Consider the following 13,969-nt stretch of genomic DNA (forward strand, 5'->3'; position numbering starts at 1 on the left):
TTTAAACATTAATATGATAATTTTACACTTATTTAAGTTTATATAAAATAATATGAAGCCTGAATTAGAGCTACTCAACTTAGATGATGCCGAACAATCGTTCCGCTTTTTCAAATCAGAGGTAGACGCCTTTGTCCCCTTTTGGCACTATCATCCCGAGTTAGAATTGACCTTAATAGTCAAAGGCGAGGGTACGCGTTTTGTGGGTGACTCTATTGAACCATTCAATGATTTTGATTTGGTACTTATTGGAAAGAACTTACCGCATCATTGGGTAAGTGTAAAAGAAAATCTAATTGAAAAAGAAAGGGCAATTATTTTTCAGTTTGATGAAGCTGCTTTTTCTAGCTTCAAAGAGTTTCGGCATTTCGAAGTTCTATTTGACTTGGCGTTAAGAGGCGTACATTTCGAAAACCCTCCTGAATCTGTTATCAATCGTATTCTGAATTTCGAAACTTTAAATGATTTTGAACAACTTGTCTCGTTTATGGAGTTGATACAAAGTTTGTCATTAGACAAAAACAAGAAGCTTTTAACTTCAGAGGCTTATACGCCTATTCGTAAAAATGGTTATGGAGAGCAAAAGTTTTCAGAAGTCAATAATTACATCTTGGAGCATCTCAATCAAAAAATAACCGTAAATCAAATGGCCGAAATTACTCATATGGTGCCACAATCGTTTTGTCGTTGGTTTAGAAAGCACTCGGGACATTCGTTTATCCATTTTTTGAATCGAACGCGTATAGAGCGCTCTTGCCATCATTTATTAACCTCATATACATCCATTCAACATATCGCTTTCTCCTGTGGCTTTGAAACTATTAGTCATTTTAATAGGACCTTTAAAAAAATTAAGGGGTGTAGCCCGAGGGATTTTAAACGCAAACATCAAAGTACTTAACCCTGTATGGGCTTATATCATCCTTTTATTTCGGCATTACCAATATTATAGAATGATCTGATGTCTTTAATTAAGTTTCCTTCTATCTGATACCATTCGCAAACAGCCATTTCTAATCCTGTATTTTTATTATGCTGTTCGAATTGTATACAAACATTATTGCCTTCTTGAATCTGCTTGATAACAGTAAGTGTATTACCTAAGAAGTCTTTTCTGTTCTTTAAGACAATATCCATGTACTTGGATTTAGGAGCGATAGTGCCAAATGGACTCGTATGGCTAAAATCTTCAGTTATTGGTAAATCTTCTATATTTCCGTTTTTCCAACACGAAAGCCATTTCTCTACGATTGGATGTATTTCTTTCATTTCTTTATGTGTTTAAACTCTTATTTTTCCACAAACAGATTTGATAATCTTTTACTTTTGGAGGTTTTTTTCCTTTTTGAAATTCTATGTCAAACCCCTCATTCCTAAGTAAAGTGATCTGTTTTTCCTGACCTCCAGGAAATTTAATATTTATGGACCCATCGGGTTTTAATACGCGCCAATAGGGTGTTACTTCTTTTTTTAGTAGTCGTTCTTCTTCTGCAGCCAAAGCGACATATTTTAAATAAACTCCCGTGGGAATAGCTGCTGTGACTTGAACACCTTTTTCTTTTGCTAGTACTTCTCTGATAATATCATTTGTTAGTAGTTCGCCCTTTTTGGTGCGGTTAATCACCGCTTCTATATCTTTTGCATTAGGAATCAAAATTTTGCCTTTGCCTAATCTGTCTTCCCAATCTGGAGTAATAGTATGGATTTTTTGTTGTACCTTTTCAACTCTCTCCCTCCAGGTTTTTTTCAGAGCCATTGTGATTTTAATTTGAGGTTCCTCTAGCTGTACGTTTTAATACAATAGCACTTATAAGATTAATTATTGTACCTATTAAAAATACCATGATGAACATAACCACGCCTTGAAAAAGTGGAGTTTGCATATACTCTGGCATTGTTGCCATTTGCAGTTGCGCTTGCGCTAATTCTTCAGGACTAAACCACTTCTGCTGCCATGCCTCAAAATCATCTCCTTCGATAGCAAAGAACAACATCCCATAAAGTCCCATAATTATTGAAGCAATTAGGGTAATACCAGTTCCTATTTTAAAGCCATCCTTAAAGGAGACCAATCCATTGTTTAGTTTGTCTCGATAATATTTAATACCTAAAGGAATCGTTAGCAAAGATATTATTATGGTGAGGTAACCAATGGACTCTGATGTTTTTGGACCATAAGCAGGCGCTATAAAAAACCAATTGAGTAAACCCAAAGCAATAGATATGCTAGCTCCAAGGATTCCGTATCTGATAACAAATTTTTTCATAATAAAAGTTTTTAGTACTGTCTAAAATTAGGAGATAGGAAAAAAATAGTTGTCACTCGAAAGTATGATTTTCAGTATCGCACACTAAATCATACTAAAGAATGACACATGGCAGTTCTGTGGTTTTAAATGATATTAAGGTCTCTACCTATTTTGACAGCTTCAGTACGTCTTTTGGCATTGAGTTTTGAAAGGATTCGAGATACATGTGTTTTTACCGTGTTTTCTGAAATAAAAAGATGTTCTGCAATTTGCATATTAGAAAGTCCGTCCGACATTAAGCCTAACACCTTATGCTCTTGCTTACTTATTTTGAGTTGTTTAAGGCGTTCTTGGTCTATTTCTTTACTTTGATTTGTATCTCTTTTTCCGTAAAAAAGTCTTGTAATAACATAGCCTAAACCAATGAATAAAACTCCAGATAGTATAAGATATACATCATTAAGGTTTTGAGAATTCAACAGGGAAAGCTTACTAACTTGAAATAGCAATAGGATAGCAATAGCTATAGCACCAAAAATAAGGATGGTCTTCTTCATTTTAAATGATTACTAATTCTTAATTAAACTCATCAATGAATCAATGGCTCATCGTAAATATACTCATTTCTAAACGTATATTTTGATACCAAATATTTCACTAATTAACCAGGTCCTTTTTAAAACTAAATCCTATCAATTTATGTAGTCTATAAAACCTAAAAAGTTCTCTTAAGAAAGTAAACTTTCTACGAGAACTCTTTAACTTTAATTTGTCGGGGTGGCAGGATTCGAACCTGCGACCTCCGCGTCCCAAACGCGGCGCGATAACCGGGCTACGCTACACCCCGGACTGAGCGTAAAGAAAATGTCTAGCAGACATTTTTAGTGAAAGGGCCAGCTGGCGGGCGGGCGTTACATTCTAATAGCTCAATTCGTAATTCTTTTTACCGGTAAGAATCAAAACCGTTAGCTTTCAATTTCAAGCTCCAAAGATATTATCAAACTAAGAAGCCTTTTAACCGAACAAATTCGGGTACCACACCCCTGCCTTTTCAAAATTCGGATTGCAAATATAGAGTTTTTCTTTAGAAACCAATAACATTTTTCTAACTTTAGATTCTCATTTTTTGACGACATTTAAACATGAAATTGAAACTTCCTATTATCGGCTTTGTTCTTATGAGCATCTTGGCCTGTGCCCAAGATAAAAACCCGACGAATACCGAGAATACATACGAGATTGTTGTTCCAGAACTCAATATCCCTTGGGGCTTTACATTTCTGCCTGATGGTGCACTATTAATTACTGAAAAAGCTGGCGAACTCATCCATTTTAAAGACGGAAAAAAAACTAAAATCTCAGGATTACCCGATATCTATGTGAGAGGCCAAGGTGGTTTTATGGATGTTATACTTCATCCCAATTTTAAGGACAATAACTATATCTATTTTTCGTATGCCTCTTCAGAAGGCGAAGGCCAAGGCGGTAACACCGCCATCGCGAGAGCTCAATTAAACCAAACAAGGTTGACAGATTGGAAGGTCCTATACAAAGCTGAACCCAATTCGAGACGCGGACAACATTTTGGATCCAGACTTGTTTTTGATAATGAAGGCTATTTATATTTTACCATTGGAGACCGCGGCAATAGAGACGTGAATCCTCAAGATATCACCAGAGACTGTGGTAAAGTCTATCGCATCAATGACGATGGTACTATTCCCAAAGACAATCCTTTTGTTAATTCAGCAAATGCCAAAAAAGCAATTTACTCCTTTGGCCACCGCAATCCGCAGGGTATGGTTTTACACCCCAAAACTGGCGATATATGGACCCACGAGCATGGCCCCAAAGGAGGCGATGAGATTAATATCATTGAAGCAGGAAAAAATTACGGTTGGCCCGTCATCAGCTATGGTATTAATTACAGTGGCACCAGATTCACAGATATTACAGAAAAAGAAGGCATGGAGCAACCCTTTCATTACTGGGACCCTTCAATTGCGCCAAGCGGTATGGCATTTATTAATAGCGATAAATATGGCAATTGGAATGGCAACTTATTAGTGGGCTCCTTAAAATTTCAGTATTTGGATATGTGCACCCTAAAAAACAACAAGGTTGTTAAAGAAGAACGCTTACTCAATGGAATTGGCAGGGTAAGAAGTGTAGAACAGGGGCCTGATGGTTATATTTATGTCGGCATAGAAGATTTAGGAATAGTAAAATTGATTAGAAAATGATAAAATGGCTTAAGCTTACAGCAGCAGTATTGGTTATAATGTCTTGTAACCCAAAAGAAAAAAAGGCAAACACAGTAGATTACCCGGAAAAAACCTCCCTTTCAGCACAAGCCCCCGAATTAAAAGCCAGTATGGAACGCGGCAAGTCGGTTTATAATGATTTATGCATTACCTGCCATATGGCTAATGGAAAAGGGGCACCAAGAGTCTTTCCGCCTTTGGCACAATCGGATTACTTAAAAAACAATCAAGAAAAGAGTATTATGGGGGTAAAAAATGGGATGAAAGGCGAAATGGTCGTTAATGGTATCACCTATAATAGCGTCATGACTCCACTCGGCTTAAGCGATGAAGAAGTGGCCGATGTCATGAACTATATCAATAACAGTTGGGGAAATAACTTCGGCAAATTAATTACACCCGAAGAAGTGACAAATGTCATTAAAAACTAGCGCTAATTAGCTAACTTTGCACAACTAACTTAATCTGATATTGCAATGCTCATAATTGGAATTGCTGGTGGTACGGGCTGCGGAAAAACCACAGTGGTCAACACCCTTCTCAATGAACTTCCCGAGGGTGAAGTTGGGGTCATTTCTCAAGATTCCTACTACAAAGATACCTCGCATTTAAGCTATGACGAGCGCGTAAATATTAACTTCGATCATCCACGTTCCATCGATTTTGACTTGTTAGGAAGTCATCTTAAACAATTGAAAAAAGGGAAATCCATAGACCAACCTGTATATTCTTTCGTGAAGCACAATCGTACAGGTGATACCATTAAGACAAAACCTAGAAAGGTAATGATTGTAGAAGGTATCTTGATTCTAACAAATCCGGAAATACGTGAGTTGTTCGATATAAAGATATTTGTGCATGCCGATTCTGACGAACGCTTAATCCGTCGTTTAAAACGAGATATTTCCGAACGAGGAAGAGACATCAATGAAGTACTCACGCGGTATCAGACCACATTAAAACCCATGCACGAGCAGTTTATAGAGCCCATGAAGGAGTATGCCGATATTATTATACCTAACAACAAATACAACACCGTAGCGGTAGATATCGTTAAAACCATAATTAACGAACGTTTATAATGGGGATTTTTAACAACAAATATTTGAAATCATTTAAGAACATTTACCTTCTAGTGTTTATCGTTTTTGCCGTCTGGATGTTATTTTTTGATGCGCATTCCTTACTCTTTCATCGTGAATTAAATACCGATATGGAAGAACTTGAATACCAAAAAGCGCATTATAAAAGTGAAATGGAGAAAGATAATAAAGCCATTAAGGAACTGAGCACGGAAGAAGGCATCGAGCGAGCAGCACGAGAAAATTATTACATGAAAAAACCTAATGAAGATATCTATATCATCGAATACGAAGACAGTATAGCAAAACAAAAAAAAGATGAGTAAGGCATTATTTAGCGAGTTTGAAGGCGTCTCTTCAAAAGCTTGGAAACAAAAGATACAGGTCGATTTAAAAGGTGCCGATTATAATGATACCTTAATCTGGACGACCAACGAAGGTATTGATGTTAAACCCTTTTACCATGCCGACGAATTCGAAACCTTGCCCAAGGTATCAGCCAGTAAAGCCACCCAATGGCGCATTGGTCAATTGATAGAAGTTAAAGATGCTAAAACGGCTAACGCAAAAGCTGTTGATGCTATTCAAAGAGGCGCTGAGAGTATTCTATTCCAAATGGCGTCCGAAGCGATTTCTGTAGCCGAGTTATTTCAAAATATCGACTTGGAACAGATTGCTATAGAATTGAAGGACGATTTTCTTTCGACTGGTTTTCAAACTAAAGTTCAAGATGTCATTTCAAGTCTGAGCGAGAAATCACAGCAAAATGTCACCTTGCATTCAGACATTATAGGTCATCTCGCCAAAACAGGCAATTGGTATCATAACCTCACCGTAGATCATACGACATTTGAAGCCCTTGTAAAAAACACTGGCCAATTCTCGGTTGATTTAAGTATCTACCAAAATGCGGGTGCTAACATTATACAACAACTAGCATATGGCTTAGCCCACGTCAACGAGTATTTAAATCATTTTGACAATGTCGTTACGAGCGAAGCGAAGCAATCTCTCCGTACAACCTTCAATGTTTCCGTCGGTTCCAATTACTTCTTCGAGATTGCCAAACTCAAGGCCTTAAGACAACTTTGGGAAACCTTGGCATCGGAGTACAATGTAAATACCAGCTGTCGCATCATTGCCTCACCGAGTAAACGGAATAAGACCATTTACGATTATAACGTTAATATGTTGCGTACCACGACCGAGTGTATGAGTGCTGTTTTAGGAGGAGCAGATACCGTCTGTAATTTGCCTTATGATAGTTTATACCATGAGCCTAACGAATTCGGAGATCGCATTGCGAGAAACCAACTTTTAGTGCTTAAGAACGAAAGCTATTTTGACAAGGTCAATAATCCAACGGATGGAGCCTATTATATAGAAAGTCTTACACAACAACTGGCAGAAAAAGCCTTAGCACTTTTTAAAGATATTGAAGCTAATGGAGGGATTTTAAAGCAATTAAAGGAGGGCACGATCCAAAGAAAAATTAAAGAAAGTGCAGCTAAAGAGCAAGCGAATTTTGATACTGAAAAACTTGTCTTACTGGGTACAAACAAGCATCCAAATCCTGCGGATACCATGAAAAACGATTTAGAAATTAGTCCATTTTTAAAGGTTGAGAAGCGAAAAACATTGATTGAACCAATTATTGAAAAAAGATTATCTGAACAATTGGAAAAGAGAAGGTTAGATGGAGAATAAAACATTGTATTGAGAAAATCTATAGTTTGCCTATTTAGCATTATCAGCCTTAGTTTTTTCGCATCGGATGTTTACTCTCAAAAGTTCCATTTAGAGCTTAAGAGCATCACCTCAAATAGGGTAAGAAAAGTTTATGAAAATGATATTGTCACTATTCACACAGCATATAAACGCTACAAAGGGCGGTTAAAATTTATCACGAAAGATTTTATTTCTATAAACGGACATAGAATCAGAATAGAGAATATTATTAAAATTGAAATAGAAAAAGTAAAGGTTAAAACAAATAAGACATGAGCCGAAAACCACTTCAACACATAACGCTTACAACATTGGATTATGAACCTGACGCTCAAAAAACTTCCTTCCATACCGCAGAAGACATTGATGTAAAATCAAGTTACTCTAAAGATGATATTAAAGACTTAGAGCACTTGGATTTTGTCGCGGGTATTGCGCCCAATCTTCGCGGTCCCTATTCGACCATGTACGTACGACGGCCATGGACCATTAGACAGTATGCCGGCTTTTCAACCGCCGAAGAGAGCAACGCCTTCTATAGACGTAATCTCGCAGCTGGACAAAAAGGGCTCTCAGTTGCTTTTGACCTCGCTACACATCGCGGTTACGATTCGGACCATGAGCGTGTCGTTGGTGATGTGGGTAAGGCTGGTGTGGCTATCGATTCGGTTGAGGATATGAAGATCCTTTTCGATCAAATTCCTCTAGATAAAATGTCCGTATCTATGACCATGAATGGGGCTGTTCTTCCCATTATGGCCTTTTATATTGTGGCCGCCGAAGAACAGGGCGTACGACCAGAGCTATTAGCGGGTACTATTCAAAATGATATCCTAAAAGAGTTCATGGTGCGTAATACGTATATTTACCCACCTACGCCATCCATGAAGATCATCTCTGATATTTTTGAGTTTACAAGTCAAAATATGCCTCGATTCAATAGCATCAGTATTTCGGGCTATCATATGCAAGAAGCTGGAGCTACCTGCGATATTGAATTGGCATATACCTTGGCCGATGGACTAGAATACATTAGAAAAGGCTTAGGTGCTGGTATGGATATAGATACCTTTGCTCCTCGCCTATCCTTCTTTTGGGCCATTGGCATGAACCACTTTATGGAGATTGCCAAAATGCGCGCTGCTCGTATGCTCTGGGCAAAACTTGTTAAGCAGTTTAATCCTAAAAACCCCAAGTCCTTAGCCTTACGGACACATTCCCAAACCTCTGGTTGGAGCTTAACCGAGCAGGATCCGTTTAATAATGTCGCCAGAACCTGTATCGAGGCTGCTGCTGCTGCTTTTGGCGGCACACAAAGTTTACATACCAATGCCTTAGACGAAGCAATTGCTTTACCAACGGATTTTTCAGCACGTATTGCCCGTAACACGCAAATCTATTTACAAGAAGAAACCCATATTACCAAAACGGTCGATCCATGGGCTGGTAGTTATTATGTAGAAAGCTTAACGAATGAAATTGCCGAAAAAGCTTGGAAACTTATTCAGGAAGTGGAAGAACTTGGTGGGATGACTAAAGCGATCGAAGCAGGGATTCCAAAATTGCGAATCGAGGAAGCTGCTGCACGTAAGCAAGCCCGAATTGACTCCGGACAAGATATTATTGTTGGTGTTAACAAATACCAGCTCCAACAAGAAGATCCACTTCATATTCTTGAGGTTGATAACCAAACTGTGCGTCAACAACAGATCGAGCGTTTAAATGCGATTAAGTCCTCACGAAACAACGAAGCGGTCACTGCTGCCTTATCAAAATTGACGGAAGCCGCTAGATTTTATGTAAATTCGTCTAATTCAACCGACAAAAAGGCTAAGGACTTAGACTCAAAAGATCCTGACCTCCGTCAGGATATGAATTTACTAGCTTTGGCTGTAGATGCAGCGCGTCATCGTGCCACACTAGGTGAAATCAGTGATGCCCTAGAAGCAGAATTCGGACGTTACAAAGCACAAATAAAATCATTTAGCGGAGTGTATAGCAAGGAAATAAAAGACGATAAGAGTTTTAAGAAAGCGAGAGCGCTCGCCGACCAATTTGCAGAACAGGATGGTCGCCGTCCTCGTATCATGATTGCTAAAATGGGACAAGACGGTCACGATAGAGGCGCTAAAGTTGTGGCAACAGGATATGCCGATGTTGGTTTCGATGTCGATATTGGACCGCTATTTCAAACACCAAAGGAAGCGGCCAAACAAGCCGTAGAAAATGATGTACACATTTTAGGAGTGTCCTCACTCGCAGCCGGGCATAAAACCTTGGTCCCTCAGGTTATTGAAGCATTAAAAGCTTATGGCAGAGACGATATTATGGTCATTGTTGGTGGCGTCATTCCTAAACAAGATTATCAATATTTGTTCGATGCTGGTGCTGTAGCCGTTTTTGGGCCGGGTACTAAAATAAGTGATGCTGCCATTCAGATTTTGGAGATTCTGATCGATTGAGCTTAATGAATTTCGGCACAGGTATCTAAACCATTTTTTTTGATTGATATTGCTTTCATCGATAGTATACCCTATAACCATATTGGATTACCTTCGAAATCATTATTAAAACTAAACCTCCAGATGCCTTCTGTTTGGAGGTTTTCTTACAATTTGCAAGTACTAGAGCCTTATCCATACATTAGATATTCATTACTATCATTCTTCACTAATGATAACGCCTAAAAATTCAAAAATTGAACTTCTTTTAGAGTCAAAAGCGTTTTGAAATTATCTTTATGTAGTCTTTATCCTACTATTGATTACGGGAAAACCACAATCTTAAATTAAACTGGTGTTTTTCATCGAAACAGTCTTTCTCCGTCCTTCCATCTTAACATTTTTTTAATACATTTGAGAGAAATCACTCCCCTTTTACATCACATTTTTTTTACTAACTAGCTAGGCCATCTGCGGCCTGGCCAAATACACTTATCTTATGAAGTATTTATTTCAATTAATTGTTTTAATGGGCATATCTCTGAGCATAAATGCCCAAGAATGGATGACCGACAGTTCCAAGCTCTATTATTTAACGAAGCACGGAAAAGTATTCATTGAACCAGACTATAGCGCTGCGGCAATTTACTTTAACGAAGGCCTTTCTGAAGCAAAAGAACACGCCATAATTGAGCGATTGAAACTTATGAAAACCGGTGGTCAGTCTGACGCATCAAATATTGAAGTAATGAATTTAAAAGGTATTGTCCGGTTAAAATCAACCTCCGGTCTAAACCCTATTAGAAGTTCCAAGAATCGGAAAGACTTCCTTGATTTTTATGAACTCGCCAACGACGGGGCTTATGAAGTTTTGCCCGCATTTACCGTAGATGGTATTCAGGCATGGATGACAAAACGCGTTGTGATTCGGGTAAAAGAAGGCTACAACCTAAACTCAATTTCAAATATAATGGACGAGTTTAATGGAACGTACATTAAAAACCTGACCGATACAAACACCTTCATTATTGAAGTTAAAACTATTGGAAACCAGCTTAAAATGATTCAAAAAATTGACGCCCAAGGCATGTTGGATTGGGGGGAACCCGATTTTAAAATGGAGCTAAAAAAATTCAATGATCCACTTTACCCTGAACAATGGCATTTGAATAATACTGGTGGTACTCTAGACGGTAAAGCCCTCGTTAATGACATCGATATTGATGCGCCCGAAGCCTGGACTATAGCCACTGGAAATAATGTTACAGTCGCTGTTCTTGATGATGGTATGGATAATCATGAAGATTTGGCGACATTATTAACAGGTTTCACTCCTGGGGTCACAAGTGGAGAAGGATCCGCTGGTTTCCCCGAGTATTCTAATACCCTTAGTCCTCCTGGTCATGGACAATCTTGCGGTGGTCTTATCGGTGCTATTCACAACGACATCGGTGTAAAAGGTGTTGCGCCCGACGTCTCTATGTTTAGTATCAATATTTTTCATAGTTCTGTCACTAATTCAGATATTGCAACGGGCATAAATTGGGCTGTTAACGCTGGTGCGGACGTTTTAAGTAATTCATGGGGGTATCCTACATGTACTGGATCAATTTCTTCAATTACGGCGGCATTTGATAGTGCTGCAGTGAATGGTAGAAGTGGTTTAGGATGTATTATTTTAGTTGCCGCTGGAAATAGTTATTCATCCTGCGTGAGCTATCCTGCAGATATTCCGTCTGTCATGGCCGTTGGTGCGATTTCTGGTGATGGACAGCGCAGTGTTTATAGTCAATATGGTCCTGCACTAGATATAGTGGCGCCTAGTGATGATGATCCTGAATTTGATGCTTTTGGCAACTATATAGGGTCGAAACATGGTTTAAGAACGATAGACCTCTCGGGAAGCGCGGGCTATGAGCCAGGGAACTACAATCCTGGTTTTGGCGGTACATCAGGAGCAACCCCTATCGCAGCTGGAGTAGCGGCCCTCGTCTTATCCGTTGACCCAACATTAACAAAAACGGAGGTAGAGAATATTCTTTACACGACTGCCGTGGATGTCGGAAACTCCAATGAGTACGGAAATGGTATGGTTAATGCCTATCAAGCCGTTTTAGCAGCATCAGCATCTAGTGATACGCAAGCCCCGACAACTCCTACTGGCTTATCCTCATCAAATGTGGCAGCAACATCATTTGATATCAGCTGGAATGCCTCTACAGATAACACAGGAGTTGCTGGATACAATATATACGTCGATGGCTCTAATGTGGGGACCTCAGCACAGACATCCTATACTGTTACAGGATTATCCCCGAATACGAACTATACCGTAAGCGTATCTGCCTATGATGCCGCAAATAATGAATCCGGACAATCTTCTGCTATTTCAGTAACAACTACAGTAGCTACCATTAGTTGTAGCACCACCATTTCATCCTACCCCTATTCTGAAGGATTTGAATCTAACGACGGCTGGACGCAAGTCAATGGTGATGATGGAAATTGGGTAAGAAATTCTGGAGTGACTCCCTCTTCCAATACAGGACCGAGTTCTGCATCTGAAGGCACATTTTATATGTTTTTGGAAGCCTCTACCAACAATAGCCCAGGAGAAATCGGAAGTAATGCCTCAGCCATATTAGAAAGTGACTGTTTTGATCTTTCTGGGGAAAGTTCAGCAACATTCTCATTCGAAAATCATATGTATGGAACTGATGTCGGATCACTTGCGGTACAGGTTTCGGTCGATGACTTAAACTGGACCACTGCTTGGAGTCAATCCGGAAACCAAGGCAATCAATGGAATTCAGTGGATATAGATTTGAGTTCTTATCTTGGAAGTAGCATTAAACTTAGAATTGTAGGAACGACAGGTAACGGTTGGTCTAGTGATATCGCTGTCGATAATATATCTATGACTACAAATGGTAATGCGGGTGACACAGAAGCTCCAACAACCCCAACCTCCCTTGTTTCATCTAATATTACACAAACCGCGTTTGATATCTCATGGAATGCATCAACAGATAATGTAGGAGTCGTTCAGTATAACATCTATCTCAATGGGTCTAACATTGGTTCTGTCTCAGGAACCCAAGCTTCAATTACGTCACTTATAGCGTCTACAACCTATGCCGTAGCTGTTGAAGCTCAGGATGCTGCCGGAAATGTTTCTGGACAAACCTCAATAAATGTAACTACTGCAGGCGCTTCAGGAAGTACCATTATTAGTGAAGGCTATTTTGAAACAGGATTGGATGGCTGGACATTGGGTGGTAACAATGCAACTTGGATTAGCAATAGTACAAGATCGTGCGAAAACACATCATCCATTCGATTGCGCGATAATAATGGAGTATCATCATCAATGACATCAGAATCCTTTGATCTAAGTGGTTATAATTCCGTTGACATTGAGTTTTTATTCTATGCAAATAGTATGGAAACAGGCGAAGATTTCTTCTTACAATACAATGACGGTTCGGGATGGCAAACTGTTGCAAGCTATGTGAGCGGAACAAGTTTTTTTAATGATTCATGTTATACAGATACGCAAACCATAAGCGCTTCTAGCGGCTATAGTTTAACCAATGGAGCACAATTTAGATTTCAATGTGATGCTAGTGCAAGAAATGATCGTGTTTACATCGATGCCGTTATTATTACAGGTTCTGGTAGTGCATCGTCATCCAGTCCCAATACGCTTAATAACAATCCTACCAGTGCTATAACGCAGAATGCCAAAACACTATCCATTTATCCCAATCCCGCCACTACTGTTTTAAACATTAAGACAAATGGATATAAAATCAATAGTATAAAAGTATTCTCAATCATTGGCGAGTTAGTATTAGAAGCTAGTGATATGGAAAACTCATCCATAGATATTTCGAATCTCCCTTCTGGAAATTACATCCTTAGGGCTATTTCCGAAAGTGAGGTTCTCACAAAAAGGTTTATCAAGAGATAACTATTGATAGTAGGTCAATGAAAAAAGAGGGGGTATCCCTCTTTTTTTTATGCTTTAAAAAGTAGTCATTTTAAATCACCCTAAGCCATAGCTTCTGTCATAAGCGGTATTAGATGTATAAATTGAATGAGGGCAATAATCAACTATAAATTTAGTTAAAATACTGTTATTCCTTTTTTACAGCAGTTTAAAAAAAGTAAATTAGGGGAACTTTCTTATATATTAATCACTT

The 13,969-nt window shown here is 38.8% G+C and carries 12 protein-coding genes and 1 tRNA gene; 8 read left to right on the forward strand and 5 right to left on the reverse strand.

The genetic code is table 11. From position 1 onward, the window contains the following. Positions 1–52: 52 nt before the first annotated feature. Positions 53–901: an AraC family transcriptional regulator gene (locus ACO052_RS18075; RefSeq protein WP_422105192.1), complete on the forward strand. Its 849-nt coding sequence runs from the start codon at positions 53–55 to the stop codon at positions 899–901. A 17-nt stretch (positions 902–918) separates the two neighbouring features. On the opposite strand, the gene ACO052_RS18080 is transcribed toward ACO052_RS18075, so the two are convergent. From ACO052_RS18080 to ACO052_RS18100, 5 genes are all read right to left on the reverse strand, one after another. Continuing rightward, entirely contained in the window at positions 919–1,269 is a 351-nt protein-coding gene (locus ACO052_RS18080; protein ID WP_422105193.1) for a nuclear transport factor 2 family protein, read from the reverse strand. A gap of 4 nt (positions 1,270–1,273) precedes the next feature. Further along, positions 1,274–1,756, reverse strand: coding sequence for a hypothetical protein (locus tag ACO052_RS18085; protein ID WP_422105194.1), 483 nt, complete (start codon positions 1,754–1,756; stop codon positions 1,274–1,276). A 7-nt stretch (positions 1,757–1,763) separates the two neighbouring features. After that, positions 1,764–2,267: a DUF4199 domain-containing protein gene (locus tag ACO052_RS18090; RefSeq protein ID WP_422105195.1), complete on the reverse strand. Its 504-nt coding sequence runs from the start codon at positions 2,265–2,267 to the stop codon at positions 1,764–1,766. Positions 2,268–2,392: 125 nt separating this feature from the next. After that, positions 2,393–2,806 carry a response regulator transcription factor gene (locus tag ACO052_RS18095; RefSeq protein WP_422105196.1) on the reverse strand — a complete coding sequence of 138 codons (414 nt, stop codon included), beginning with the start codon at positions 2,804–2,806 and terminating at the stop codon, positions 2,393–2,395. A 215-nt stretch (positions 2,807–3,021) separates the two neighbouring features. Further along, positions 3,022–3,096, reverse strand: a tRNA-Pro gene (locus ACO052_RS18100). A gap of 295 nt (positions 3,097–3,391) precedes the next feature. On the opposite strand from ACO052_RS18100, the gene ACO052_RS18105 reads away from it, so the two are divergent. The 7 genes from ACO052_RS18105 (at position 3,392) to ACO052_RS18135 (ending at position 13,737) form a co-directional block, all read left to right on the forward strand. Then, positions 3,392–4,492: a PQQ-dependent sugar dehydrogenase gene (locus tag ACO052_RS18105; protein ID WP_422105197.1), complete on the forward strand. Its 1,101-nt coding sequence runs from the start codon at positions 3,392–3,394 to the stop codon at positions 4,490–4,492. Further along, on the forward strand, positions 4,489–4,944 hold the full coding sequence (locus tag ACO052_RS18110) for a c-type cytochrome (RefSeq protein ID WP_422105198.1): 456 nt from the start codon (positions 4,489–4,491) through the stop codon (positions 4,942–4,944). The genes ACO052_RS18105 and ACO052_RS18110 overlap by 4 nt, the downstream gene beginning before the upstream one ends. Positions 4,945–4,989: 45 nt before the next feature. Beyond that, positions 4,990–5,595 (forward strand): uridine kinase, encoded by a 606-nt coding sequence (gene udk / locus ACO052_RS18115; RefSeq protein WP_422105199.1) that lies wholly within the window; start codon positions 4,990–4,992, stop codon positions 5,593–5,595. 23 nt (positions 5,596–5,618) lie between these two features. Further along, entirely contained in the window at positions 5,619–5,921 is a 303-nt protein-coding gene (locus ACO052_RS18120; protein WP_422105200.1) for an FtsB family cell division protein, read from the forward strand. After that, on the forward strand, positions 5,914–7,302 hold the full coding sequence (locus ACO052_RS18125) for a methylmalonyl-CoA mutase subunit beta (protein ID WP_422105201.1): 1,389 nt from the start codon (positions 5,914–5,916) through the stop codon (positions 7,300–7,302). Before ACO052_RS18120 ends, ACO052_RS18125 begins: the two co-directional genes overlap by 8 nt. A gap of 293 nt (positions 7,303–7,595) precedes the next feature. Then, positions 7,596–9,785, forward strand: a complete 2,190-nt coding sequence (scpA, locus tag ACO052_RS18130) for a methylmalonyl-CoA mutase (RefSeq protein ID WP_422105202.1) — start codon at positions 7,596–7,598, stop codon at positions 9,783–9,785. 478 nt (positions 9,786–10,263) lie between these two features. Continuing rightward, positions 10,264–13,737 carry a S8 family serine peptidase gene (locus ACO052_RS18135; RefSeq protein ID WP_422105203.1) on the forward strand — a complete coding sequence of 1,158 codons (3,474 nt, stop codon included), beginning with the start codon at positions 10,264–10,266 and terminating at the stop codon, positions 13,735–13,737. Positions 13,738–13,969: the final 232 nt, after the last annotated feature.

Source organism: Winogradskyella sp., assembly GCF_965228925.1.
In the GTDB taxonomy this organism is placed as follows: Bacteria; Bacteroidota; Bacteroidia; order Flavobacteriales; family Flavobacteriaceae; genus Winogradskyella.